Consider the following 25340-nt stretch of genomic DNA (forward strand, 5'->3'; position numbering starts at 1 on the left):
CTCCCCACTCGGTGAGAACCCGGCTACGATGTGGCCATGAGCAACGTAGAGACTCGCCCGGAACAAGTCGTCTGCACTGCCGGCGGACTCCCCGGACCCAACTGTGACCAGCAGGGACGTTCCCCCGTCGAGATCATCACCTCCCGTGAAGTGCCGCTTGGCGGACCCCGTGCAATGAAGGTGCGCCGGACTCTGCCGCAGCGCCAACGCTCCCTCATCGGACCCTGGTGCTTCGTCGACCACTACGGCCCGGCCGACGTCTCCGTCACCGGCGGCATGGACGTCGCGCCCCACCCTCATACCGGGCTGGCGACCGTGAGCTGGCTCTTCGAAGGCGCCATCCAGCACATCGACTCCGGCGGCAATGCGGGGCTCGTCCTACCCGGCGAGGTCAACCTCATGACCGCCGGCGCCGGCATCTGCCACTCCGAGGTCTCGACCGAGGACACGACGACGCTCCACGGTGTGCAGCTGTGGCTGGCCCTGCCCGATTCCTCCCGCCACCAGCCGGAACGGGAATTCGAGCACTATGAGCCCGAGCCTGTCGACTTCGACGGCGGGCAGCTGCTCGTCTTCCTCGGCGAAGTGTGGGGGACTGCCTCTCCGGTGCGCACGCATTCGCCTCTGCTCGGCGCCGAGATCCGCCTCGACCCGGGTGCGAGCATCGACCTGCCCGTCGACCCGGCGTTCGAACACGGCGTTCTCGTCGATTCCGGTGACATCACCTTGGAAAACGTCGAACTGCCGGTCGCGGCGATCGGCTACACCGGGGTCGGTGTGGACGAGCTGCGCATCGCCAACCGCGGTGACGAGCCCGGCCGGGTCATCCTCCTCGGCGGGGAACCGTTCCCCGAGGACATCGTCATGTGGTGGAATTTCGTCGGCCGCACCCATGAGGAGATCGCACGGTACCGCGAGGAATGGCAGGCCGAAGGCGACCGTTTCGGTGTCGTCGACGGCTACGTCGGCAAGGGCGGACCCGGACAGAATGCCGATGGCATGGGCAGGCTCCCCGCACCGAGGCTGCCCGACGTGACCATCAAAGCGCGGAAGAATCCGCCGCCGCAGGTGCAAGGCGGCCCCGAGGCGTAACGGCAGCCGGGCCGTGGCCGGAGTCCGGACTCGTGACCGCGAGGGAATAACTCCGCAGCCGATTTCGTCATACCTGATGACCGGATCATCGAATCTGACTGAAAGGGTTCCAACCATGTCGAAGACATTCGAGGACAAGACCGGCGCCGAGGTGACCGTGACCTTCAATGAGACCGATCGGTCCTATGACATCGCCGTGGCCGACGGCACCATCGCCGGACACGCTTTCTTCCTGCCCGGGCCGGATGCCGAAGCCGAGCGCATCTTCCACCACACGGAGGTCGACGAGCAGTTCGGCGGTCGCGGACTGTCGAAGATCCTCGTCGCCGAGGCGCTCGAGGACTCGCGCGAACTCGGCGTGACGGTCGTGCCTGTCTGCCCGCTCTTCGTCAAGAAGCTCGACGAGACGGGAGAGGACTATGCGGCGCAGGGCGGCAAGTTCCGCAAGGCCACCGGCGCTGACATGGACATCATCAAGAGACAGGCATGAGTGAGGGTATGAGCAACGCAAGCCGACCATTCATCGACAAGATCCACCCCGAGAACTACAAGGCACTGGCCCAGGCGGCCGCGAGCTCACGCAAGGCCTCACGTGCTGCAGGCCTCGATGACGGGCTCATCGAACTCGTCAACACGCGGGTATCGCAGATCAACGGCTGCCGCACCTGCCTGAGCATCCACGCTCCGGCGGCGCGGAAGGCCGGAGTCTCACAGCTCAAGCTCGACGTGCTGCCCAGCTGGCATGAGGCGGAGATCTTCACCGATCAGGAGTTCGCCGCGCTCACACTCGCCGAGTCGCTGACGGTGCTGGACAAGACCGCTGATCGGGATGCGATCGCCGCCGAGGTGGCGCAATTCCTGACGACCGAGCAGATCTCGGCGGTCGAGTGGTCGACTATCCTCATCAACGCGTTCAACCGCATCTCGATCGCCAGCGACCACCCAGTGTTCGGAGCCAAACAGGACTGAGTCTCAGTTGATGATCTCGGCGCTGTCGTCGTCGAGGAGGGCCGCGAGTTTGCCCCGCCACGTCTGCAACTCGTCGGAGCTCATGCGCGGCCAGCCGTCGACCTCGCGGATCACTCTCAGCGCTTCGGTGCTGCGGTATGAGCGGGTCGGATTGCCCGGGAACTTCTTGTCGGTGACATTGGGGTCATCCTCGAAGTCGCCGGTGGGTTCGACCTCGTAGACATGAGGCGTCCCGTCGAGGGCGGCAACTTGGGCGGCCAGCCCCGCACCGTCGACGATCGAGGTGAAGTAGATGTGGTTCATGACGATCTCGGGGCGATAGTTCGATGCGTACCCTGCGGTGAGCAGATCGCCCGGATTCAGTTTCGCCTTGGTGCCATGGAAGAACGGTCCGTGATCAAGTGGCTCAGACATGCCTCGAATATACTCGGGCAGTCTGCGCATGAGGGTCAGAATCCGGGACTAGAATAGACTTCAGCGGGCACAGCTGTATGTTCCGAAGGTTGAGACTCGTATCTTGACATGCGAGGTTGTCAGGCACATTAGTGGGTGGTCGATGCCCTTCCTGGGTCGACGTGCACACACGAAGGAGCCCACCCCCGCTTATGTCCGCAGATATGACTTCGCAGACGACTGACACCACCGCCTCGGCGCCGTCGACCTTCGCCGGACGACTCCGACTCATCGGGCCGGGCATCGTCTTGGCCCTGGCCAGCGTCGGCGCATCGGACATGATCACGACGATGAACTCCGGTGCCGAATACGGACTGGCGCTGATCTGGGTGTTCACCGTCGGCATCATCCTCAAATTCGTGCTCTCCGAGGCGGTGTCCAGGTTGCAGATGAGCGGCGACCGTTCGCTGCTCTCCCACCTCACCCGGTTCGGCGGGCGGACGTTCCCCGTGCTGTTCCTCATCGCCGAGCTGCTCGTCGGGCTCTTCTTCGGCGCCGGCGTCGTCGCGGTGACGACGAACATCCTGCAGGCGATCTTCCCGGTCCTGCCGTTCTGGCCGACTGCGATCGTCGTGCTCCTCTCGGCTGCAGTGCTCGTCGGCATCGGCCGGTACGGGATTGTCGAAAAGGCCATGATGGGGTTCGGAATCATCATGTTCTTCGGCATCCTTGCGCTGGCGATCTCCGTGTTCCAGGGGCAGGACGCGCAGGAGGTCGCGGCGGCGACGATCGTGCCGAGCTTCCCGAACACCTCGATCATCACGGTGATGTCGCTCATCGGCGGTGTCGGGGGAGCGACGGGCATCCTCGCCTACTCGTTCTGGATCCGTGAGAAGGCGTGGCGCACACCTGACTGGAAGCCAGTTGTCCGCCTTGACCTGTTCATCAGCTACGGGCTGGTCTTCGTCTTCGCCGTGGCGATGAGCGCCGTCGGTGCCTTCATCCTCTACGGGCAGGGCTTCACGATCTCGGACAATGACGCGCTGTTCGCCATCGCCGACGACCTGGTCGGGCGCATCGGTGAAGCGGGTCGCCTCGTCTTCCTCATCAGCTTCCTCGCCGTTGTGTACACGAGCGTGCTCGGCGGATTCTCCGGCATTGCCTACGTCACCGCCGACTGCATGCGCGTGCTGCGCCGCTACCCGCACCAGGACGAACCGGCCCACGAGATGTCGGCGAAGTCGATCGAGTTCCGCGGGGCCCTGGTCTACCTCTCGATCGCGACGCTGATCATCATGAGCCTCGGCAAACCGGTCACCCTCGTGCTGGTCTACGCGGCGATCAGCGCGTTCATCCTGCCGGTGCTTGCGCTCGCCCTGCTCGTCATCCTCAACCGGTCTTCCGTGCCGGAGCAGCTGCGAAATACGAAGTGGTCGAACGTGCTGCTCGGCGTGTGCCTGGTCCTGTTCGGCTTCCTCGCTGCCCTGCAGGTGCGGGAGTCGGTGATGGGGTTGGTGGGGTAGATCTTCTTAGGGGCCGAGCAGTGCCAGCGGCACGACGGCGATTCCATCGTTGCGCCGGTAAGCCGTTGTGCCAGTGGTGACAACAACCAGGTCGGTGACGCGATCAGGAACTTGCTCTCGGAGCCAACGTAGGTGCTTCACATCTGAATCCGAGACATCGGCAGCGAGCTTGACCTCGATACCGACGATTGCGCCGTCGACGCCTTCAACAACGAGGTCGACTTCTCGCGCACCTCCATGTAGGCGGAGGTGACTGACCGAGGCCTCTGCCGCTTGAGCCATGACCCTGACCCCCAATGTCACGAGCGACTCGAACAGAGGCCCCGCAAGATGGGCTCCTCGGGGAGACAAAAGTGATTCTGCGGTCTGGTTGAGAAGGCTGGCAGCGAGAGCGGGATCGGCTAAGTGATGTTTTGGAGCTTGTTGCAAGCGTCGGTTCGGGCTGTTGGTCGGTACCCAGCCGGGGACTGGGTCGAGAAGCCACAGTTGGCTGAGGTGGTCTCTATAGGCAATTGTCGTAGTCTTCGCTGGTTGAGTTCCATCACCGGCTGTAGTCGTGTCGAGTAGACGTGAATATGCCGTTGTCGTTGACGAAGCAGCGGCATAGGCAGCGAGCCACCGCCTGAGCGTTTCTGGACGCCTGACAGTGAACCCCAGATCAGGCAGATCTCTGTCGACGACTCTCTGAAGGTAGGCATCAATCATGCGGCGCCGGATTCGCAGCGGGCTATTCATGATGCCAGGGAAGCCGCTGGAAACAATGGCTTCAGCGTAGTCGGTCAGTTGCAGCGTCGTTGTCCCGTCGACTGACGTGGCCTGCCTTGACAATAGCTGAGCCAATGAAACAGTCGGCGTGGTGAGTCCGCGCTCGTGCACACCCATTGGACGCATGCGAAGGGACAGGATGCGTCCGGCACCGCTGTGTGTCCCAGCGGTGTCGACCGGTGATGCAGAGCCGGTGAGAAGAAAACGTCCATTCGGCGCACCCGCGTCCACCAATCGCCGAACTGAATCCCAAATCTGTGGCAGTTGTTGCCATTCGTCGAGAAGTACGGTGCCCTTTGGGATTGACTTCAGGGAGAAGTCAGAGCGAAGGATGTCGCGTTGAGCTGGGTCGTCCAAGTACCAGGCAATGTCTGATCGGCGCGATGCCGTATCGGTTTTACCCACGCCTTTGGGGCCGTCAACTGCTATGGCTGGGGTTTCATTAAGCAGTTCGTCGAGTTCGAGATCAATGGTTCGGGAAAGGTAATCCACGGAGCCTGCCCTTGGTCGGGTACCTGCGATTCTGTCAGTGATCCGCGCGGATCTGTTTTACAACGCTACCATTTCGCAGGCTCATACACTACCATTCCGCAGGTTCATACACTACCTTTTGCGGAAAACTTACGCTACCTTCTCGCGCCCAGTTGAGCCTCGGCGGCAGAAGAGTGGGACAGACTCCTTTTCGGAGAACTGTCCCACCCGAAGTGACCGCAGAGCGTCAGCCTATGCTAGACATCATCCCACGAACGCCGTCGCGAAGAAGGGCACGAACGTCACCAACACAAGTGCCGCGAGCAGCACCAGCGCACTCGGGATCGCGGCTTTCGCCACCCCGACGACGCTCATTCCCGACATGCCGGAGGCGACGAACAGGTTGAGTCCCAGCGGCGGTGTGATCATGCCGATCTCGAGGTTCATCACCACGATGATGCCGAAGTGGATCGGGTCGATGCCCAGCTCCATCGCGATCGGCAGCAGGATCGGGGCGAGGATGAGGATCGCCGAGGATGTCTCCATCACACAGCCGACGAACAGCAGCAGGATGTTGACGAGGATGAGGAACTGCCACGGCTGCAGATCCCATTCGGTGATCGTCGACGAGATCTGACCCGGAATTCGCTCACTGGCCAGCACGAAGGTGAAGAGGATGCCGTTGGCGATGATGAACATGACCATCGCCGAGGTCTTCACCGACGCCATCGTCACCTCCCACAGCTGCGAGATCTTGATCTCGCGGTAGATCAGCAACGACACAACCAGCGAATAGGCAACGGCCACTGCGGCCGCCTCGGTGGGGGTGAACCACCCGGAATAGATACCGCCGAGGACGAGGAACGGCAGCGCGAGAGCGAGGATCGCATCACGGAAAGCCTTGAGCTTGTCCTTGTTCGACATCCGGAATCCGACACCGGCGTGACCGTAGCCCTTCTTCCAGGCGACGAACACTGCCATGCCCAGCAGCATCACACCGGCGAGGATGCCCGGCAGGACGCCGGCGAGGAACAGGTCGCCGATGTTCTGTTCAGTCGCGATGCCGAAGACGATGAGCGGAATCGACGGTGGGATGAGGATTCCCAACGACCCCGAGGTGGCTACGAGCCCCGTGGAGAACTCCTTCGGGTACCCGTTCTTCACCATCGCCGGAATCATCAGCGCACCGACCGCGACGACCGTGGCCGGTGACGACCCGGAGACCGCGGCGAAGAACATGCACGCGAGCACCGTGGTGATCGCCATGCCGCCGCGCAGATGCCCGACCATGGCCGCACCGAAGTCCGTCAGTCGCCGGGAGATCCCGCCCCGAGACATGATGTTCGCCGCGAGGATGAAGAAGGGGATCGCCATGAGCGGGAACGAATTGAGTGCGTTGAACAGGCGTTCCGAGACCTGAGTCATCGGAATGAGCGTGAAGTAGTAGAAGTAGACGAGACTGGTCAGTCCCAAAGCGACCGCGATCGGGGCCGAGGTGACGAGCAGCGCGATGAGGACGACGACGAGGACGATGGTTGCTTCGAACATCAGCGATCGCCTCTCTTCTTGTCGTCCTCGACGATCGCGATGTCCTCGACGTCGAGGCCGACTGCGGCGGCCTCCTCGGCGAGCACATCCTTGTCGAGATCGGCAGCCGAGGTCCGCAGCGCACGGACCGTCATCTCCACGGCGCGGATGAAGAAGAGCGTCATGCCGACGGCCAGCGAGAGCTCGACCACCCACAGAGGCACCTTGAGAGCCGGAGTGATCGTCGTCCGTGAGAACGGTTCGGTGATGAGCGCCCACGACAGGTAGGCGACGAAGCCCGCGTAGACCAGGGTGGCCAAACCACCGAGGACGACGAAGAACTTCTTCGCCTTGCCCTTGAGCAGAGTCGGCATGATGTCGACGGCCACGTGTTCGTTGTGGCGCAGAGTGACCACCGCGCCGAAGAACGTCGAGAAGATGATGAGGTAGATGATCGCCTCTTCAGACCAGAAGATGACGTCACCGGTGATATTGCGCAACAGCACTGCGAAGACTGCCAGCACGGTGGCCGCGATGAGGCAGCCGCCGGCGAGGAAGTTCTCGACCCGGCTGAGATACTTGTCGATGGTCTTCATCCTCAGCCTCTCTCTTCGTTGCGTTCGAGGAGTTCGTCGACCACCTCGGGCCCGATAGTCTCGCGATACTTCTCGTATTCGGACGGGACGACCAGGTCCTTGAAAGCCTGACGCTCCTCCTTGCTCGGAATGACGATCTCCGTGCCGCCGGACTCCTCGATGGTCTTCTTCGACTCAGCGTTGACCTTCTGTGCCTCTTGGCGGTTGAACTCACTGGCTGAATCGGCGGCCTCGTCGACGACGGCCTGCAAATCGTCCGGCAGTTCGTCATACCAGCGCTTGTTCACCGTGAGGATGTAGCCGATGTAGCCGTGGTCGAGTTCGGTCACGTACTTCTGGACGGTATGCATGTTCTGCGACTGGATGTTCGAGTAAGTGTTCTCGCCACCGTCGATGAGTCCCTGCTGCAGTCCGCTGTAGACCTCGGCAAACGACAGAGGCGTCGGAATTCCACCCCAGGTCTCGAACTGGGTGCGCAGCACGTCCGAAGGCTGGATGCGATACTTCTTGCCCTTCATGTCCTCGGGACTCAGCGTCTTGTTGTTCGAGTGGATCTGCTTCATCCCCGAGTCCCACAGACCGAGGACCTTGAGCCCGTTCTTCTCCAGATCAGGGTTCGCATAGATGGCTTTGCCGATCTCCGTATCGGGGCTGGCGACCTCGGGGATCTCATCCGGATCATCGAAGATGAACGGCAGATCGAGGACCTGGAGGCTCGGCGCGATAGTCGTGAACTTCGCGCTCGCCGGGGCCAGTACCTGGACGGCATTGGACTGGATGGCCTGCATCTCGTCCTTGTCGCCGTAGAGTTCCGAGTTCGGGAACACCTCGACCTCGATCCGGCGTTCGGACTTCTCTTCGACCTGTTCAGCGAAGTAGTCGGCTGCGAGTCCCTTCGGTGTGCCCACCGAGGTGACATGGGCGAATCGCAGTTCGAATTTCTGTTGATCTCCGCTGCGTGCGGGATTGCATCCGCTCAACAGCAGGAGACTTATCGAGAGGCCCGCAAGAAGCGGTTTCCACCTCGGTCGTCTCATTGACGTCATCGTCAGCTCCAGTCTGGTTGGCCAGGGGCGATGCCGATCGGGAGCGTACGGGCGGACGAGTTCGCCGTAACCTCGGCTGGTCATTGCCTGGCGACGGACTCGCACCGAGTCAAGTTCTCGATCGACCGTTCACGAGCCTAGAGGACTTTCTGCTGATTTCCAATATGATCTTCACAAGAATGCATTATTTCTCGAAAAGCGGGAATGGGGGAGTGAAACTGCGGAGAGCGCAGCGGGTGGTGCGCCTCAGGCTGAGTGGATCAGTCCGTATCGAAATCGAAGGGATCGGAGACCGGCTGACCGGTCGTCGACTCTGCCAGGCGGAGGAAGCCGTTCGTGATGTGATCGCCGAGGTGGCGCGCCGCCGCGTCTGGATCGACGTCCCGTACGGCGTCGACGATCGCCTGATGTTCGGAGTGAACTTGATCGAGCCTCTCCGGGCTGTCGAGGGTGAGATCCCAAGGGAAGGCCCGCCAGCGAGCGGCGATGTCGTCGCGCAGCGCAGGCATGCCGCAGCGGTCGTAGAAGAAGAAGTGGAATTCCTCGTTGCGAGTGTTGCGCCCGAGCGAATCGCCGTCGGCACTCGCCTCATCGAGAGCTTCGAGCAGGCGTTCGGCCTGCCGCAGCTCGTGCCGGGAGATCCGCGTGGTCGCGCGGGCGATGGCGAAGGTCTCGGTGAGTCGGCGGGTGACGAAGAGCGACTTCAGCCGGTCGACGTCGACGCCGGCGACCCGCACGCCGCGATGGGCCTCGGAGGTGACGAGGCCTTCGGCTTCGAGGATGCGAAGGGCCTCGCGGACCGGGGTGATGGAGGCATTGAACCATTCGGCGACCTGATCCTGCCGCAGGCGTTCACCGCGATCGAGTTCGCGGGAGAGGATCCTGCGGCGCAGTCCGAGGACGATGACGTCTCGCTTCGTCGATGCCGACTCCTGATCCACACCATCGCCTTTCGGTCATACGCGGTTCGGTCGCAGCGCGCCCGGTTGATGTCCTGATTGCTCCAGTCTACAGGCTCGACCATCGGATGAGACCAAAGAATGCATTATCTGGAAAGATATGTATGATGTGAGCGTCAATGAATCACACCTCGTCGTGGAGGGCCGATGGCCACTACTGCTCAGGCATCCGAAGCGCGCCTGCCGCTGACGGGCATCACCGTCATCAGCTGCGAACAAGCCGTCGCCGCGCCGTTCGCCTCACGCCAGCTCGCCGACCTCGGTGCGCGGGTCATCAAGATCGAACGCCCCGGTGTCGGGGACTTCGCTCGCGGGTATGACACGACTGTCAACGGTCTGTCGAGTCACTTCGTGTGGATCAACCGGAACAAGGAGAGCCTCGCCCTCGACCTCAAGAGCTCTGAAGGCCTGCAGATCCTTCACGATCTGATCGCCTCGGCCGATGTCTTCATTCAGAACTTTGCCCCCGGTGCCGCTGGCCGACTGGGTCTGGGTGCTGACGAACTGCGAGATCTCAACCCGCGACTCATCCACGCTTCGATCTCCGGATACGGAACGGACGGACCCTACAAGGACGCAAAGGCCTACGATGCTCTTGTGCAGGCCGAAGCAGGACTGGTCTCCGTGACCGGAACAGAGGAGTTCCCCGCAAAGACGGGAATCTCGACGGCAGATATCGCCGCCGGCATGTACACGTACTCCGGCATTCTCACCGCCCTATTCAACCGCGAACGCACTGGTGAGGGCGCCACCTTGTCGACGAGCCTCTTCGACTCCCTCGTCGAATGGATGGGCTACCCGCTCTACTTCACCCGCTATGGCGGCACCCGTCCCACCCGGGCCGGCACCTCCCATGCGGCAATCGCTCCATACGGGGCGTTCACCTGCGGCGACGGCACTCAGATCATGCTCGCCATCCAGAACGAACGCGAATGGGAGCGCTTCGCCACTCAGGTCCTCGACCGCCCCGATATGGTCTCCGACGAACGCTTCGACCGGGCCGCCCACCGCTACGCCCACCGTCACGAACTCCAGGACATCATCGACGGAGCCTTCGCGGAACTCACCGGAGAAGCCTGCGACGAACTGCTCGAAGCCGCCGGCGTCGCCCACTCCCGGCAGCGCGATATGAGCGAGATCGCCGACCACCCGCAGCTGACCGAACGCCACCGCTGGCACGACGTCGACACTCCGGTCGGTCCGATCTCGATGCTCGCACCCCCGGTCGAGATGTCCGGGGTCGGCTGCCGCATGGACCCGATCCCCGCGGTCGGGCAGAATTCGGAGTCCATCCTCGGCGAAATGGGAATGGATGCCGAAGCGATCGGCGAACTGCGCAGCAATGGGGTGATCTGAAGGCGATGAACCACGAACCAGCACGCACAGCAGACGGTCGAGCCGCCTCGGTGATCGAGGACGGACGGCCTGACTTCGCCTATTCACCGCTGCTTCCCACCGACGGTGAGGGTCTGCGGATGCGCCGCCTCGAGATCAGGGGAGTGGAGACGACCACCGCCGAGGTGGCCGGGACCTCTCGCACCTTCCTCACCGTGGCGCCGGAGACCCTGTCCGACCTCGCCGAGGTGGCCTTCAAAGAGATCTCCCACTACCTGCGCACCGACCATCTGGCCAGCCTGAGAGCGATCATCGACGACCCGGAGGCGAGTGAGAACGACGTCTACGTCGCTCTCGACCTGCTGCAGAACGCTGCGGTCTCCGCTGGGGAGATCCTGCCGATGTGCCAGGACACAGGAACGGCAATCGTCTCGGCCAAACGCGGACCCAATGTGCTCACCGATGGCGATGACGCGAAGCATCTGTCCCGCGGAATCGGCCGCGCATACGAAGAACTCAACCTCCGCTATTCGCAGCTGGCTCCCACGAGCCTGTTCGAGGAGTCGAACACCGGCACGAACCTGCCTGCCCAGATCGAAGTGGCCTTAAGCCCCACCGATGACTACGAGCTGCTGTTCATGGCCAAAGGCGGAGGGAGCGCAAACAAGTCCTTCCTCTATCAGGAAACGAAGGCCGTGCTCAACGAGTCGTCGATGCTCGAATTCCTCGCCGATAAGATCTCCACGCTGGGCACTGCAGCCTGCCCTCCGTACCACCTCGCTGTCGTCATCGGCGGGCCCTCGGCCGAGTTCACGCTCAAGACAGCGAAGCTCGCCAGCGCCCACTACCTCGACGACCTGCCCGAGGCCGGTGATGCTGAGTTGGGCCACGGATTCCGGGACAAGCAGTTCGAGGAGACCGTCTTCGAACTCACGCAGAACCTCGGCTTCGGTGCCCAGTTCGGCGGCAAGTACTTCTGCCACGACGTCCGCGTCGTCCGGCTGCCCCGTCACAACGGCTCCCTGCCGATTGCGATCGCGGTGAGCTGTTCGGCCGACAGGCAGATCATCGCGCGCATTAATGCAGACGGCGTGTTCATCGAGGAGCTCGAACACGATCCGGCTCGGTTCCTGCCGTCGATGGGCCGCGTCGAAGAGATCGAATCCGGCAACGTCACCGATATCGACCTCGACCGACCGATGTCGGACCTGCAAGCGCAGCTGTCTGAACTGTCAGTCGGGGATCGGGTGTCGCTGACGGGAACGATGATCGTTGCCCGCGACATCGTGCATGCGAACCTGCGAGACCGCCTCGGCGCTTGTGAGGATCTGCCCGACTATGTCAAGGATCATCCGATCTACTATGCGGGACCGGCGAAGACGCCCGAGGGGATGCCGTCGGGGTCGTTCGGTCCGACCACCTCGTCGCGGATGGACACGTATGTGCGTGAGTTGCAGGCGGCCGGCGGGTCGATGATCATGCTTGGCAAGGGCAATCGGTCGGCACAGGTGAAGAACTCGTGCGCCGAATTCGGCGGTTTCTACCTCGGCTCGATCGGCGGACCGGCCGCCCGGCTGGCTCAGGACTGCATCACCTCCGTCGAGGTCCTCGATATGGAGGAGCTCGGGATGGAAGCCGTGTGGAAGATCGAGGTCGAGGACTTCCCGGCGTTCATCATCACCGATGACAAGGGCAACGACTTCTTCGACACGACGGAACCGCCGACGCTCGGACTGGGGCGCACCCGCACCGTCCGCGATGGCACCCGACTGGACTGAACTTTCCGAGACGACGAACGAGCGACGAACGAACAGAGGAATTCACCATGGCAGTGAGCAATGAAGAGCAGATGATGATCGATCTGGTCGCCGAATTCATCGACGAACAGGTCAAGCCCGAGGTCAACCGGGTTGAGCACGCGAACGAGTACCCCGAAGCGTGGATCCAGACGATGAAGGACATGGGTATCTACGGGCTCGCCATCGACGAGCCGTGGGGGATGGGCAAGGTCTCGACCGAGGCGTATGCGCTCATCACGCAGGAACTCGCTCGCGGGTGGATGTCCCTGGCCGGAGCAATGGGTGGGCACACTGTTGTCGCGAAGCTCCTCCAGGAATTCGGCACCGATGAGCAGAAGGACAAGTACCTGCCGCGGATGGCCACTGGCGAGCTGCGGGCAACGATGGCGCTGACCGAACCCGGCGGCGGCTCCGATCTGCAGGCCATGCGCACCACCGCGACCAAGGACGGCGACGACTACGTCATCAACGGCTCGAAGACGTGGATCACGAACGCCCGGAAGTCCGACCTCATCGCGCTGCTGTGCAAGACCGACCCCGAGGCAGAACCGCGCCACAAGGGCATCTCGATCATCCTCGTGGAGAAGGGGGAGGGCTTCACCGTCTCCCAGGATCTGTCGAAGCTCGGATACAAAGGCGTCGAGACCTGCGAACTGTCCTTCGACGGACTGAGGCAGCCGCAGTCACAGCTGCTCGGTGAGACCGAGGGCGTCGGATTCAAGCAGATGATGAAGGGACTCGAGATCGGACGTATCCAAGTTGCCTCTCGGTCGCTCGGCGTCGCTCAGGCGGCGCTTGATGATGCGGTGAAGTACTCGCAGGAACGCGAGTCGATGGGCAAGCCGATCTGGAAACACCAGTCGGTGGGCAACAAGCTCGCCACAATGGCGACGAAGCTCGAGGCCGCTCGACAGCTCGTCCTCCACGCCGCTCGCACCTACGATTCCGGGGCACGTGTGGACATGGAAGCCGGAATGGCGAAGCTCTATGCGTCAGAGATGGCCGCCGAGGTGGCTCTTGACGCGATCCGTGTCCATGGCGGTTACGGATACTCCACCGAATACGACGTCGAACGCTACTACCGTGACGCCCCGCTGATGATCGTCGGCGAAGGCACGAACGAGATCCAGATGAACGTCATCGCCAAGCAGCTCATCGGCCGCAACAAGGCCTGAGGAAGGATCCACTCATGACTCATAAGCCGCGTCCTCGTCCGAACACGCCGCACATGATGACCGAGGAACGCCTCGAGATCCAAGCGCTCGCCCGGGAATTTGCGCGCGACGTCGTTCTCCCCATCGCCAACGAGCTCGACCCCGTCGAGGGCCAGTTCCCGGATTCAATGGTCAAGCAAATGGCCGACATGGGCTTCTTCGGCATCCTCATCCCCGAAGAGTTCGGTGGCCTCGGACTCGGCGTGTTCGAGTACTGCCTCGTCGCTGAGGAACTCTCCCGTGCCTGGATGTCCGTGGCCGGACTGCTCGCCCGCGGCAACGGCATGGGCGGCGGGTTCTCACCCGAGCAGGAAGCACGCCTGCTGCCGAAGGTCGCCGCCGGTGAATACCTCGGCGCCTTCGCCCTCTCCGAGGCGGAGGCCGGGTCGGATGTGGCGAACCTGCGGTGCAAGGCCGAACGCAATGCGGACGGTGACTGGGTCATCAATGGCACGAAGATGTGGTGCACGTATGCCGATCAGGCTGACTACATCGTCCTCTTCGCCCGCACCTCTACAGAAGAGAAACGGCATCGGGGGATTTCGGTGTTCCTCGTCGAAAAGGAACGCGGCACTTTCCCGGACGGGATTTCTGGGGCACCAGCGAAGAAGATCGGGTACTTCGGGTGGAAGACGTGGGAATTGTCGTTCGACAACTTCGTCCTGCCGGCTGATTCTCTCCTCGGTGAGGAAGGGCGTGGGTTCTACCAGGCAGTGTCCGGTCTCGAGGTCGGGCGTGCGCATACGGCGGCTCGGTCGATCGGCTTGGCGCAGGCGGCTCTCGAAGACTCGGTGAAGTATCTGAAGGAACGTGAACAGTTCGGGCACCCGTTGGCGGATTTCCAGCATCTGCGGTTCAAGGTCGCGGACATGGCCGCGCAGATTGAAGCGTGCCGGCAGCTGATGTACCACGTATGCACTGAGATCGATTCGGGCCGTCGCTGTGACAAGGAGGCCGCGATGGTGAAGTACCTGGCCGGAGAGATGAGCGAGAAAGTCACCTCCGAGGCCGTGCAGATCCATGGTGGTGCCGGGTACACGAAGGACTTCGCCGTCGAACGCCACTGGAGGGACGCCCGCCTGACGAAGATCTTCGAGGGGTCATCGGAGATCCAGATGCGCATCATTTCCGACGAACTCTTAGGCCGCTGATTTACTACCTGACGGCGGCCCAGCAACCTGGCGCCAGGTATCTGCGCCGCCGTCAGGTAGCAATGGCGCAATGTGGGTGTATTTTACGAACTACCGTAAGGAACTTGACTGCGATGACTGAGACGAACCTTCAGGATTGGGTCGGGCGGACCTCGACCGCCTTCGAGATCGCCGATGGGGAACGGGCTGCACGCCTGGCGACACTTCTCGGTCACGACGGTGACCCGGTGGCACCCCTGTTCCCGTTGGGGCATTGGCTGCATTTCTCCGAAGATGATGTGCCGAGGAGTGACCTCGGCGCTGACGGTCATGCCGCGCTTGGCGGGTTCTTGCCCCCGGTGCTTCTGCCCAGGCGGATGTGGGCCGGCAGCGACCTGACCTTCCACGCCCCGATCCTGCCCGGGCAGACGATCGAGCGGACGACGACGATCGAATCGATCACGGAGAAGACCGGCAGCACCGGACCCCTGTGCTTCGTGGTTCTCCGCCACGAGATCACCGCGGACGGGAAGCCTGCCACGACGGATCAGCACGCGATTGTCTACCGGGAGGCGACCTCGGCGCCGGAGGGATCGGCGGCGAAGCCCCCACGGGCGGATTCGCCCGCGCCCGAAGGCTGGGACTGGACGCGCTCGGTCAGGCCGAACGAGGTCACGCTCTTCCGCTACTCGGCGTTGACGTTCAACTCCCACCGCATTCACTACGACCACCCGTATGTCACCGAAGTCGAAGGTTACCCCGGGCTGGTCACGCACGGTCCGTTGACCGCGACACTGTTGTTGGATGCGTTCATGTCCACCCACCCCGAGGCGGCTGTGGCCGAATATCGTTTTACGGCGAAGTCCCCGTTGTTCGCGAACGAGCAGATCCACCTCGTTGGGCGAGAGACGGAACCCGGTACCCACGAACTCCAGGCCATCGCCCCGGGTGGGAAGACCGCGATCGCCGCCACCGTGACGACGAAGAACTGAGGAGCACAGCATGACCGATACCCGCCCCGCACCTCTGACCGGCCTCAAGATCGTCGAGATCTCTGCCTTCGTCGCAGCCCCGCTGGGGTCGATGACGCTCGCGCAGCTCGGCGCTGATGTCATCCGCATCGACCCCATCGGTGGGAATATCGATGCGAATCGGTGGCCGATCAGCGATGACGGCACATCGATCTACTGGGCGTCTCTGAATAAGGGGAAGCGCTCGGTCACGCTGGATCTGAAGTCCGAGGAGGGGCAGAAGATCGCCACCCAGCTGATCGCTGAGGCGGGGACCTTCATTACGAATCTGCCGGCCCGTGGGTGGTTGAGCTATGAGAATCTCAAACAGCATCGCGAAGATCTCGTCATGCTCCGCCTGGGCGGGTGGCACGACGGTTCCCCGGCGGTCGATTACACGGTGAATGCGGCCAGTGGGTTCCCGATCATCACCGGTGATGACGAGCGCCCAGTGAATAATGCGGTGCCGGCATGGGACGTTGCTGCGGGGCTCTATATATCCAACGGGATCATGGCCGCCGAGTTGGATCGTCGTTCCTCAGGTAAAGGCCAGGAGATCACTCTGGCCCTGTCCGATGTCATGCTCGCCACCGTCGGCAATCTCGGCTACATCGCCGAGGTGCAGGCGACAGACAAGACCCGCGGTGCCTTGGGCAATGGACTGTACGGTGCGTATGGGCAGTCGTTCGAGTGCGCGGATGGTCGGCAGATCATGGTCGTGGTCATCTCCAATAAGCATTGGCGGGGCCTGGGGAAGGCGACGGGTCTGTCCGAGAAGCTCGAGATGATCGGGCCACTGCTCGACGTCGACCTGAACACCGAGGGCGGCCGGTTCGAGGCGCGGGAGGCTATTGATGCGGTGGTACGGCCGTGGTTCACCGCGCACGACTCCGAGGACGCGACGAAGCTGCTCGCCGAGGCCGGAGTGCTCGTCGGCGGGTTTCAGACTTTCGAGGAGCTGGTGAACTCGGATCCCCGGTGTTCGACGGAGAACCCGATGCTCACCGAGATTGACCAGCCGGGAGTCGGGCGGGTGCTGGCTCCCCGCGTTCCATTGAAGTTCAGTGGGTCCCCGGCGGCTGCGGCTGTACCAGCACCGAGGTTGGGTGGGGATTCGGAGAGCGTGTTAGCTGAGATGTTGGCCCTCGATGCAGACACATGAAAGCGTAGTTCAATAAGCGCCAGCAATGAGAATGACAGTCAATGTGAAGAAAGACGCATAAGCACTGTGACTAAGTGGCGCTTGCTGACGCGTAGGAGCTCCGGGGACCCTCTATCTTGTTGGGCAAGCGCGTAGCATCGTGGGCTGGGTTTGGGCTTTTGGGCTTCGTGGACGGCGGTGTCAAATTCTGACTGAAAGTCTTTCCGTTGTATTTCAGACCAGCTGGTGTGATCAATCACTAGCTTCCAAGGGCGAGTGTGTCGCTTTTTGTCAGGGTCATATTCGCCGGCAAAGAACTCCAACTCGAACGTGTAGGTTGTTCGCCTAAGTTCGGCGGTATAGCGGATATCCGCATAGAAGACTCGAGCGTATGCCAAGTGTTCAATGTCGTTGTAGGGAAGCCGTTTAAACGCGAATTGGTAGGTGTCTGCATCAATGCCCGGCAGATCAATCGGCGCTACACTCCGCTCTTCCTTTGTCATGTTCCAGTGGGCATCAGCGAAGGCGCGAAGTGTGCGGGACGACGCTGCACGGTGGGCTGAAGAGTACTGTCGGCGACTCCTGAGTTTGTCTGACCCCTGCAGACCGGGAACGCTTGTTCGAAGTTCACCTGAAGCGCTAGTAACTTTCTTCTCTGTGGGCTCGACTAGCTTCACCGGAAACCCGGACACGGGTCGAAATATTTCCGATGTGAAATCGTCACCAACTTGACCTCGTTGACCCGAAACATCAGGGCTCTGCTTGATGAACAAGCAACAGGCATCATGCTCCAAGGTCCGGCTTGTCCGAAAGTGGGGTTGCACTACGTTATGTGGCCGGAACGATGCAGGCGTGAGTTCAACTGTGCAATGGATGCATCTGAACTTTACTGAAGCAATTTCGGGTTCAGACCATGAGCGCAGTTCATGAGCGGCTACGACTTCTGGCGGTTCCGTGTCTTGGATGAGTGCTGATTCCATATGGCACCTTCGTAGGTCAGGCGACATTCAAGCTACGTTGCTTTGTGAACATCTTAACTTAATCAGCAAGGGGACTGGTGTCAGAGTGCGATTCATGCATGCTCATGTCTAAGACAAGTGGTCGCCTGATGCGTTCGGGAACTCTCTGTCCGCTAAGAAGCGGATAGGCTGTCACTGGCGTCGTTCTCCCAGTAGGAGTGTAAGTAATGAAGAAGGAAATCAACGTCGTCGGTGCCATCATTGTGGACGGACGAAGGATCTTGGCTGCGCAGAGGAGCTCCAAGATGTCGCTGCCAGGCATGTGGGAGTTTCCCGGTGGCAAGATCGAAGCCGGTGAAACTCCTCGTGCGGCTCTCGTCCGGGAGCTCCAAGAAGAGCTATTATGCACGGCTGAGATTGGAGATGAAGTCGCTTCGACTCGGCACGAGTACGATTTTGGCTTCGTCACCCTGACTACCTTCTACTCAAAGCTAGTCGAAGGCGAACCGAAACTAACTGAACATTCCGAAATTCGATGGATCGAAGCAACCGACCTCGATTCGGTGGAGTGGGCGCCAGCTGATATACCTGCAGTTGAAAAGGTGGTGCAAGATTTCTCAATGACCGAGGAGTAGGCGTGGCAACAGTTCCAGAGCATCTTCAGCGAGACACAGCGTTCGGATTTCTTGATCGTTCGTCACCCGCGGAGCGCCTCTTCAACCCGATGTTGGTTTCAAATGTTGAAGCCAACACGATGCACAAAGCCATCCTTGAAGAACTGCGACGCTCGAAGAGCTTCACCTTTTCAGTTGCATTTGTCAGTTCAGACGCAATCGCTTCATTGAAGCAGCCACTGATTGAGTTCCCGGGCGGGGGCCGAATCATCACTTCGACTTACTTAGGTTTCAACTCACCTGAGTCATTTAGGGAACTGAAGAATCTCCACGACCTTGGCATCGAAGTGTACGTGTTTGAAGATGACACAAGAGGTTTCCATCCCAAAGGCTTCATCTTCGAGCAAGCAGCTACGACCACAGCGATCGTGGGTAGCTCAAATCTGACTTCTCGGGCGCTCAAGCGAAACCACGAGTGGAACCTGAGGTTCTCAGCACTTCCTGACGGCGATATTGTTCAGCAGCTTGCTGCTGCAATTGATATCCAGCTTGAGTCCGCCACGCTGCTGAGCGATGACTGGATCAATGCATACGAAGAGTTGTACGTCCCGCCTTCGGCACGTAGCGAAGTTTCGGGGTCGAACCTTCAGCTGCCAGGGACTCGTACTCAGATTGTCGCCAACGCGATGCAGGCAGAGGCTCTCGTTGAAATTCAAAAAGTACGCGACTCGGGTGAGGATAAAGCTCTAGTCGTGTCGGCGACTGGCACAGGTAAGACCATTCTCGCGGCGCTAGACGTGAAGGCCGCAAATCCGGAACGAGTGCTCTTCGTCGTGCACCGAGAACAAATTCTCGATCGCGCGATTGAGGAATTCACCAAAGTGCTCGATCTTGAGGAACATGAGGTTGGGAAGTTCGTCGGGTCACGTAGAGAACTTGATCGACGATTCGTATTTGGAACCGTGCAGTCACTGGGGTCTCCTGAAAAGCTGAGCCAAATCGCGCCCGACCACTTCGACTACATCCTCATCGATGAGGTTCATAGGGCCGGTGCGAGGTTGCACCAGAACATCATTCAGTACTTCACCCCGGAATTCATGCTTGGAATCACCGCTACACCCGAGCGGTCAGACGATTTCAATGTCTATAGCCTGTTCGACTTCAACGTGCCATACGAGATTCGACTGCAAAAAGCGCTCGAGGAGGACATGCTCGCCCCGTTCCACTATTACGGAGTCACCGACTTCGAGAAGGACGGCGAAGTCATCGGTGACGCAAGCCAACTTCGCACCCTTGTGGCGCCGGAACGAGTAGCCCACCTTATAGAGGCAATAGAGCGTTACGGGCATGTTGGGGACCCTGTCAGGGGCCTCATGTTCTGCAGTCGTAAAGATGAAGCTCGAGAGCTATCGATGCTTCTCAACCAAAAGCAAGTTCATGGTAATCAGCTTCGAACGCGAGCTCTAACTGGTGAAGATTCGGTTGAAACTCGTGAACGCGTAGTCGCTCAGCTTGAAAACGGAGAGCTCGACTACATTATTACCGTCGATGTGTTTAACGAAGGCATTGATATCCGTACTGTCAACCAAGTGGTCATGCTTCGGCAAACTCAGTCGAGCATTATCTTCACCCAGCAGCTGGGTCGCGGTTTGCGCAAAGCAGCCGGCAAGAGTCATCTCATCGTTATCGACTTCATCGGCAACTACACGAACAACTTCCTTGTGCCGATTGCACTCTTCGGGGACAGCAGCCTGAACAAGGATTCTCTCCGAAAAAAGATGATTGAAGCTCAAGATGTAGGTGCGGTTTCTGGACTCTCAAGCATTAATTTTGATGCGGTCGCAAAGGAACGGATCTTCAAGTCGATCGAGTCCACACGCCTGGATAGCCTGAAGAATCTCAAGCAGTCCTTTAGAGACCTGCATACCCGACTCGGTAGGCCGCCGATGCTGATGGATTATGCGCGCTTTGATGTTGTTGATCCCGTCGTCATAGCCAGTGCGCGTGGCAACTATTGGAAACTACTCAATGCATTCAAAGTCGAAGACGAGCAGCCCACAGACAGAGAGAGCCAGATCCTGTCAATGGTCAGTCAGGAGTTTCTGAACGGCAAACGACCCCACGAACTTCTGGTGCTCGATCAACTAGTGAGTTCAAGGACTTCTGTGACTGTGAGTGACCTTCGCTCGCTTTTTGACCAAAAGGATACGACTTCAGACCAGGCCACGATCGACTCCATCGAAAGAATTTTCAATTTTGAATTCTTTACTGAGGGCGATCAGAAGAAATACGGGACTCCGATCGTCGATTGGACGGACGGCAGGGTCACTCCAACCTCAGAATTCCTGCATTTGCTTGAAAACTCGCCCAGCTTCTTAGCTCATTTGAATGATGCAATCGAGACAGGGCTCTTCTTGTCTCGTCACAGGTACCGCTGGGATGAGCGGCTAGAGGCCGGGAAGAAGTACTCGCGCAAAGACGTTTGTAGATTGCTCAATTGGCAAAGCGACCAAAAGGGGACGATGTACGGGTACAAGGTCGACGTCTACTCCAACTCGTGTCCAATCTTCGTGACTTATCACAAAGATGACGACGTGTCGGCGAGCACTTCGTACGAAGACTCATTTGTCAGCGAGAACACTCTCCGCTGGTTCACACGCAGCAAGAGGACTTTGCAGAGCAAGGAAGTCCGGTCAATTGTGAACAATGAGGTCCCGCTGTTCCTCTTTGCTAAGAAGGACGACGCTGAAGGCACTGACTTTTACTACTTGGGCCAGGCTACGTCCTCGGACCCAGTGCAAACAAAGATGCCTGGGGAGAATGGGAAGAGTTTGGACGTTGTCACGATGGACCTCAACTTGGAGTACCCCATTGATGCAGCGCTCTATGACTATTTGACGACAGGCCCGGCAATCGAAGATGCAAAGAGTCGTGGCTCGGCAGCTCAGTCAATTGACTTTAGCCACGAAGAGTCACCAATTCGGTATGAATATAGCGACGACCAGAAAGACAAGCTGTTCTAACGATGAGACTGTCGGGGCAGGAGATATTACTAGTGGCGGCTGCTAGCTCGTTGGATTAACGCCTCCCACGCAAACGTCGCGAGCCAATGAGAGGACACGTACTCGTTTGACACAGCAGCCTCGAGACCAGGCGCCATGAGCGAATCGACGCGAGTGAGCATGCCCTTGGCCTGTGCCATGAGCTCGTCATGGCCAGCCTTCTCTGTAATCGCCTCCAGCCTCGGGGCCAGCCGCATCACCGATGCCGCAATCGACAGTCCTAGGCCGTAGAGGTGGCTCTGTTGGCCGCCGGTGGGGTCGAGGACCTTCACAGGTGTGAGCGCTGGTGACTCGGGAGACAGCTCCGAAAGGAAACTCGGCAGCCATGACGTAAGCTCTGAATATCCGCTTTATTGGGGGCCGTCAATCGTGGGTTCGGGGGCCGGACGCCTGATCAGATAATCGTGTGGTTCGGGGCCAGCTATGGCGTGCATGGGGGCCACTGACGTATAAGCTCCTTCCGCCGCGTGTATAGGGCACGCGGCAGAAGGAGAATATTCATGGTACGCAAGATCAGAGCGAAGCTGGTTCTACAGCTTCGGGCCGAGGGGCTCTCGGGAAGAGCTATTGCATCGTCTCAGGCGATGTCCCGTAAGTCTGTCACCCAAGTCCTCGATGCCGCGAATGCTGCCGGCCTGAGTTGGGATGATGTCAAAGACTGCCCCGATGGTGAGGTGTACAGTCTGTTGTTCCCGGGCCGCGGCGACCATCACAGTGTGTTCGCCCAACCCGACTGGGAACGAATCCATAAGGAGATGGCTCGGGTCGGGGTGACGCTGAAGCTCCTCCATGGCGAGTATGTCGATGCATGCGCTGCTGCTGGTGATGCGGCGATGAGCTACGACCGGTTCTGCCGCACCTATCAACGTCATGTGCTGGTCACTGGCGCCGCTTCCCGAGTCGGTCACAAGGCCGCGCAGACGATCGAAGTCGATTGGTCGGGGCCGACGATGCGACTGTATCCGTCGGGGGCGAGTCAGCCTGTGACCGTGTATCTGTTCGTCGCGTGTCTGCCATTCAGCCGGTACGCGTTCGTGTATCCGAGTCTGGATATGAGCCAGGATTCCTGGTTGCGGGCGCATGTGGCAATGTTCACCGCTTTCGACGGATCGACGCCGAGGATCGTGCCGGACAACCTCAAAACCGGAGTGATCGCTCATCCCCGCGATGGTGAGGTCGTGCTCAACGATGCTTATCGGGAAATGGCTGCCCACTATTCGGCGGCAGTGCTTCCGGGCCGGATCAGAGCACCGAAAGACAAGGCGAGTGTGGAGAACACTGTCGGGCATGTGGCCACGTGGGTGATCGCGGGACTTCGGGACCGACGGTTTGCTTCGCTGCCGGAACTGGCATCGGCGATCGAGGAGCGAGTCGCAGCCTATAACGCCGAGCCCTTCCAGAAGCGGCCAGGTTCCAGACTCAGCGTCTTCACCACCGATGAGCAGCCACTGCTGAGGCGATTGCCGCAGGTTGCCTACGAGATCAGCCGGTGGGTCTACGGGCGCCGGGTGGCCAGGAATGGGCATGTCAGTTGGGCGCGGAACTATTATTCAGTGCCGTTTGCCCATATCGGCGCCAAGGTTGATCTGCGAATCACCGATCGCAGTCTTGAGGTCTATTCCGGCCATGAGAGGATCACGACGCACCTGCTGCTACCGGTAACGGCAGCGAATGAGTATCGGACGAATGAGGCCGACCTGCCGGTCGGCGAGAAGTACCAGCTGTGGGACAAACCGCGAGCCCGCCGGTGGGCCGAGCGGATCGGTCCATCGGCACTGGTTGTCATCGATCGCATTTTCGAGTCTGTTCCCATCGACGAGCAAGGACTCAACCCGGCCCTGGCGGTGTTGAGGCTGGCCCGCCGTTACTCTGCTGAAAGGGTCGAGGCGGCCTGCCGGATCGCTTTGGCCGGTCCGGTGAGGTCCCCACGCTATGCGCATGTGAACCCGATCCTGGTCACAGGGCAAGACCACACCAGAGCCGACGAGGCTCAGCCTGTCGAGCACGGCGGTTACGTTCGTGGAGCCTCCTACTATGCAGGAGGCCGACAGTGACGGCGATCGATACAGAAACCAAGCGCAAGCTGCGCGAGATGGGTGCGACACCTTTGCTGGAGGCACTCGAGTCCCAGGACGAGGACCTGACTATGGGAATGAGCTTCGATGAACGCCTGCAGTTGATCGTCGACGAAGCCCACTCGAGGTTCAACCATGCCAAAGTTGAAGGACTCATCCGCCGGGCCGGACTACGATACCCGGCAGCGGACCTGCGGCAACTGTCCCGCGTCGATGAGAGAGGACTGGATCAGAACGTGATCGCGCAGCTAGGAACCTGCGGCTTCATCGACCGCGGCCAGAACGTCGTGTTCCAAGGATTCACCGGTTCGGGAAAGTCCTATCTGGGATGTGCTCTAGCAAAACGAGCCTGTCAGCACCGGATCCGAGCTCACTACATTCGCATGCCTGATCTGGAAGAGGCCTGGGCACTAGCAAAGGACAAACCGCTGGGCACGACGAAGTTATTGAAGAAATACGCCGCGTTCACCGTCCTCGTCATCGACGAATGGTTACTCGATCCTCCCGATGAGGCTATGCGCAGTATGCTGCTGGAACTGCTCGAGCGCCGCTACGACACGGCATCGACGGTGTTCTGTACCCAGTATGCGAAGAAGGACTGGCATCAACGACTAGGGTCTGGAGTCCACGCGGATGCGATCATGGACCGAATCGTGCACAACACGATCTGGGTCGAGACTGGCAGTCATAACATGCGTGAACATGCTGCTCTGAATTCGTGAGAAACCGTCGGTGGGTGGCTGGTGGACCCGATAGTCCCGGCTGCTGGCCCCCACCGGCAATATCGGTGGCTCCCAAACGCACGATCGACTGGTCCCCAAAGCTTCAAATACTCAAGCTCATCCTCGGTGAGGATCTCAGCCATGAGATCGGCCTCGCATAATCCGGGGGAGAGGAAGTCGTGACCGCTGCGCTCCTGAACAAAATTCCAGGCGGCATCCTCGGCGAAGAATCGACGAGCTGCACCGGCAATGATGTCGACGACATCGTGACGATCTGCCTCCCGGGCGCCCAAAAGAATCCGACGCAGCCCGAATGCGGTGTTCGAGTGCACCCCATGCCGGACTGGCGCGGCCACTTTGGGCAGCCACGTCGATGCAAGATCGAAGACCGTGTACGCGAGCACTTGAGTGTTCGCGCCGAGCGCACGAAGCTCCGAAACGGCGCTGGCATTCAGCACCCGATTGAGCTCGACCGCCCAGGCCCAGCCATACGGCCGCTCCCACGACGGATTCTCACGGAGGAAAGCCGCCTCGGCGAGGATATTCTCTTCACTCAAATGCGAAGTCAGAACTTCTAACGCCCTTTCACGCCAATCAGCGCGCTGGGCCTCCTCGGTCTCCAACAGCGACGCCAGGAGGTAGTGCATGTGCACGCTCGAATGCCAGTCATAGGAGTTCGCGAATGCAGGGTGCTTCTCCACCGCCGGCACAATATCGGCCAGACTCCGCGCCAGATGATGGGAGGCGAACGGATATGCACGGGTGACGTTGCTCAGCGCCACCTCGGCGAAGGGGTGGACGTAGTCGTCAATCTGCGGCATGGATCCTCATCTGGTCGGGGATTCCACTCTACTGGGCTAATCAGCTGGCCGAGAGCCGAACCACTGCCGCTAAGCTGGAACGGACTAAGACCAGCCCTGGTCGTGACGTGCAGGAAG

General features: G+C 60.3%; 22 protein-coding genes. 14 read left to right on the forward strand and 8 right to left on the reverse strand.

Annotation, left to right across the window (positions count from 1 at the left end):
* Positions 1-36: 36 nt before the first annotated feature.
* The 3 genes from L1F31_RS01475 to L1F31_RS01485 all read left to right on the forward strand — a co-directional run bounded on the left by L1F31_RS01475 (position 37) and on the right by L1F31_RS01485 (position 2061).
* Entirely contained in the window at positions 37-1092 is a 1056-nt protein-coding gene (locus L1F31_RS01475) for a pirin family protein (RefSeq protein WP_265418968.1), read from the forward strand.
* Positions 1093-1207: 115 nt separating this feature from the next.
* Entirely contained in the window at positions 1208-1582 is a 375-nt protein-coding gene (locus L1F31_RS01480) for a GNAT family N-acetyltransferase (protein ID WP_265418969.1), read from the forward strand.
* An 8-nt stretch (positions 1583-1590) separates the two neighbouring features.
* On the forward strand, positions 1591-2061 hold the full coding sequence (locus tag L1F31_RS01485; RefSeq protein ID WP_265418970.1) for a carboxymuconolactone decarboxylase family protein: 471 nt from the start codon (positions 1591-1593) through the stop codon (positions 2059-2061).
* A gap of 3 nt (positions 2062-2064) precedes the next feature.
* Here the strand turns inward: L1F31_RS01485 and arr are convergent, their stop codons facing one another.
* Complete coding sequence (gene arr / locus L1F31_RS01490) at positions 2065-2475, reverse strand: NAD(+)--rifampin ADP-ribosyltransferase (protein WP_265418971.1); 411 nt, start codon at positions 2473-2475, stop codon at positions 2065-2067.
* Between the two features lie 191 nt (positions 2476-2666).
* On the opposite strand from arr, the gene L1F31_RS01495 reads away from it, so the two are divergent.
* A complete protein-coding gene (locus L1F31_RS01495; RefSeq protein ID WP_265418972.1) occupies positions 2667-3977 on the forward strand; it encodes an Nramp family divalent metal transporter in 1311 nt (436 codons plus the stop codon).
* A gap of 6 nt (positions 3978-3983) precedes the next feature.
* Here the strand turns inward: L1F31_RS01495 and L1F31_RS01500 are convergent, their stop codons facing one another.
* The 5 genes from L1F31_RS01500 to L1F31_RS01520 form a co-directional block, all read right to left on the reverse strand.
* The gene (locus L1F31_RS01500) at positions 3984-5234 is read right to left on the reverse strand and encodes an ATP-binding protein (protein ID WP_265418973.1); all 1251 of its coding nucleotides are present in this window, start codon (positions 5232-5234) and stop codon (positions 3984-3986) included.
* A gap of 243 nt (positions 5235-5477) precedes the next feature.
* A complete protein-coding gene (locus L1F31_RS01505; RefSeq protein WP_265418974.1) occupies positions 5478-6761 on the reverse strand; it encodes a TRAP transporter large permease in 1284 nt (427 codons plus the stop codon).
* Positions 6761-7336 carry a TRAP transporter small permease gene (locus L1F31_RS01510; RefSeq protein WP_265418975.1) on the reverse strand — a complete coding sequence of 192 codons (576 nt, stop codon included), beginning with the start codon at positions 7334-7336 and terminating at the stop codon, positions 6761-6763. The genes L1F31_RS01505 and L1F31_RS01510 overlap by 1 nt, the downstream gene beginning before the upstream one ends.
* A gap of 2 nt (positions 7337-7338) precedes the next feature.
* Positions 7339-8316, reverse strand: a complete 978-nt coding sequence (locus L1F31_RS01515; RefSeq protein WP_265418976.1) for a TRAP transporter substrate-binding protein — start codon at positions 8314-8316, stop codon at positions 7339-7341.
* 326 nt (positions 8317-8642) lie between these two features.
* A complete protein-coding gene (locus tag L1F31_RS01520; RefSeq protein WP_265418977.1) occupies positions 8643-9323 on the reverse strand; it encodes a GntR family transcriptional regulator in 681 nt (226 codons plus the stop codon).
* 165 nt (positions 9324-9488) lie between these two features.
* Here L1F31_RS01520 and L1F31_RS01525 point away from each other — a divergent pair, with 165 nt between their 5' ends.
* From L1F31_RS01525 to L1F31_RS01560, 8 genes are all read left to right on the forward strand, one after another.
* A complete protein-coding gene (locus L1F31_RS01525) occupies positions 9489-10697 on the forward strand; it encodes a CaiB/BaiF CoA transferase family protein (protein WP_265418978.1) in 1209 nt (402 codons plus the stop codon).
* 5 nt (positions 10698-10702) lie between these two features.
* Positions 10703-12454, forward strand: coding sequence for a FumA C-terminus/TtdB family hydratase beta subunit (locus L1F31_RS01530; protein WP_429860938.1), 1752 nt, complete (start codon positions 10703-10705; stop codon positions 12452-12454).
* A 47-nt stretch (positions 12455-12501) separates the two neighbouring features.
* Positions 12502-13650: an acyl-CoA dehydrogenase family protein gene (locus L1F31_RS01535; protein WP_265418979.1), complete on the forward strand. Its 1149-nt coding sequence runs from the start codon at positions 12502-12504 to the stop codon at positions 13648-13650.
* Between the two features lie 14 nt (positions 13651-13664).
* On the forward strand, positions 13665-14840 hold the full coding sequence (locus tag L1F31_RS01540; RefSeq protein ID WP_265418980.1) for an acyl-CoA dehydrogenase family protein: 1176 nt from the start codon (positions 13665-13667) through the stop codon (positions 14838-14840).
* 113 nt (positions 14841-14953) lie between these two features.
* The gene (locus L1F31_RS01545) at positions 14954-15811 is read left to right on the forward strand and encodes an HTD2 family dehydratase (protein WP_265418981.1); all 858 of its coding nucleotides are present in this window, start codon (positions 14954-14956) and stop codon (positions 15809-15811) included.
* A 10-nt stretch (positions 15812-15821) separates the two neighbouring features.
* Positions 15822-16991 (forward strand): CoA transferase, encoded by a 1170-nt coding sequence (locus L1F31_RS01550; protein ID WP_265418982.1) that lies wholly within the window; start codon positions 15822-15824, stop codon positions 16989-16991.
* A gap of 1165 nt (positions 16992-18156) precedes the next feature.
* Entirely contained in the window at positions 18157-18564 is a 408-nt protein-coding gene (locus L1F31_RS01555) for a (deoxy)nucleoside triphosphate pyrophosphohydrolase (protein WP_265418983.1), read from the forward strand.
* Between the two features lie 2 nt (positions 18565-18566).
* Positions 18567-21566 (forward strand): DEAD/DEAH box helicase, encoded by a 3000-nt coding sequence (locus tag L1F31_RS01560; protein WP_265418984.1) that lies wholly within the window; start codon positions 18567-18569, stop codon positions 21564-21566.
* Positions 21567-21595: 29 nt separating this feature from the next.
* Here the strand turns inward: L1F31_RS01560 and L1F31_RS01565 are convergent, their stop codons facing one another.
* On the reverse strand, positions 21596-21928 hold the full coding sequence (locus L1F31_RS01565; protein ID WP_429860976.1) for a DUF2891 family protein: 333 nt from the start codon (positions 21926-21928) through the stop codon (positions 21596-21598).
* A gap of 177 nt (positions 21929-22105) precedes the next feature.
* On the opposite strand from L1F31_RS01565, the gene istA reads away from it, so the two are divergent.
* Both istA and L1F31_RS01575 read left to right on the forward strand, forming a co-directional pair.
* Positions 22106-23659, forward strand: a complete 1554-nt coding sequence (gene istA, locus L1F31_RS01570) for an IS21 family transposase (protein WP_265417440.1) — start codon at positions 22106-22108, stop codon at positions 23657-23659.
* The gene (locus tag L1F31_RS01575; RefSeq protein WP_283255771.1) at positions 23656-24402 is read left to right on the forward strand and encodes an ATP-binding protein; all 747 of its coding nucleotides are present in this window, start codon (positions 23656-23658) and stop codon (positions 24400-24402) included. The genes istA and L1F31_RS01575 overlap by 4 nt, the downstream gene beginning before the upstream one ends.
* Here the strand turns inward: L1F31_RS01575 and L1F31_RS01580 are convergent.
* Positions 24366-25223: a DUF2891 family protein gene (locus L1F31_RS01580; protein WP_265418985.1), complete on the reverse strand. Its 858-nt coding sequence runs from the start codon at positions 25221-25223 to the stop codon at positions 24366-24368. The genes L1F31_RS01575 and L1F31_RS01580 overlap by 37 nt on opposite strands.
* Between the last annotated feature and the right edge of the window lie 117 nt (positions 25224-25340).

It is taken from the genome of Brevibacterium spongiae (assembly GCF_026168515.1).
In the GTDB taxonomy this organism is placed as follows: Bacteria; Actinomycetota; Actinomycetes; order Actinomycetales; family Brevibacteriaceae; genus Brevibacterium; species Brevibacterium spongiae.

Coding starts and splice junctions, on each gene's coding strand:
- L1F31_RS01510 (WP_265418975.1), bottom strand. CDS start 7,336: ATGAAGACCATCGACAAGTATCTCAGCCGGGTCGAGAACTTCCTCGCC.
- L1F31_RS01525 (WP_265418978.1), top strand. CDS start 9,489: ATGGCCACTACTGCTCAGGCATCCGAAGCGCGCCTGCCGCTGACGGGC.
- L1F31_RS01545 (WP_265418981.1), top strand. CDS start 14,954: ATGACTGAGACGAACCTTCAGGATTGGGTCGGGCGGACCTCGACCGCC.
- L1F31_RS01540 (WP_265418980.1), top strand. CDS start 13,665: ATGACTCATAAGCCGCGTCCTCGTCCGAACACGCCGCACATGATGACC.
- L1F31_RS01505 (WP_265418974.1), bottom strand. CDS start 6,761: ATGTTCGAAGCAACCATCGTCCTCGTCGTCGTCCTCATCGCGCTGCTC.
- L1F31_RS01535 (WP_265418979.1), top strand. CDS start 12,502: ATGGCAGTGAGCAATGAAGAGCAGATGATGATCGATCTGGTCGCCGAA.
- L1F31_RS01485 (WP_265418970.1), top strand. CDS start 1,591: ATGAGCAACGCAAGCCGACCATTCATCGACAAGATCCACCCCGAGAAC.
- L1F31_RS01495 (WP_265418972.1), top strand. CDS start 2,667: ATGTCCGCAGATATGACTTCGCAGACGACTGACACCACCGCCTCGGCG.
- L1F31_RS01480 (WP_265418969.1), top strand. CDS start 1,208: ATGTCGAAGACATTCGAGGACAAGACCGGCGCCGAGGTGACCGTGACC.
- L1F31_RS01555 (WP_265418983.1), top strand. CDS start 18,157: ATGAAGAAGGAAATCAACGTCGTCGGTGCCATCATTGTGGACGGACGA.
- L1F31_RS01530 (WP_429860938.1), top strand. CDS start 10,703: ATGAACCACGAACCAGCACGCACAGCAGACGGTCGAGCCGCCTCGGTG.
- L1F31_RS01475 (WP_265418968.1), top strand. CDS start 37: ATGAGCAACGTAGAGACTCGCCCGGAACAAGTCGTCTGCACTGCCGGC.
- L1F31_RS01580 (WP_265418985.1), bottom strand. CDS start 25,223: ATGCCGCAGATTGACGACTACGTCCACCCCTTCGCCGAGGTGGCGCTG.
- istA (WP_265417440.1), top strand. CDS start 22,106: ATGGTACGCAAGATCAGAGCGAAGCTGGTTCTACAGCTTCGGGCCGAG.
- arr (WP_265418971.1), bottom strand. CDS start 2,475: ATGTCTGAGCCACTTGATCACGGACCGTTCTTCCATGGCACCAAGGCG.
- L1F31_RS01550 (WP_265418982.1), top strand. CDS start 15,822: ATGACCGATACCCGCCCCGCACCTCTGACCGGCCTCAAGATCGTCGAG.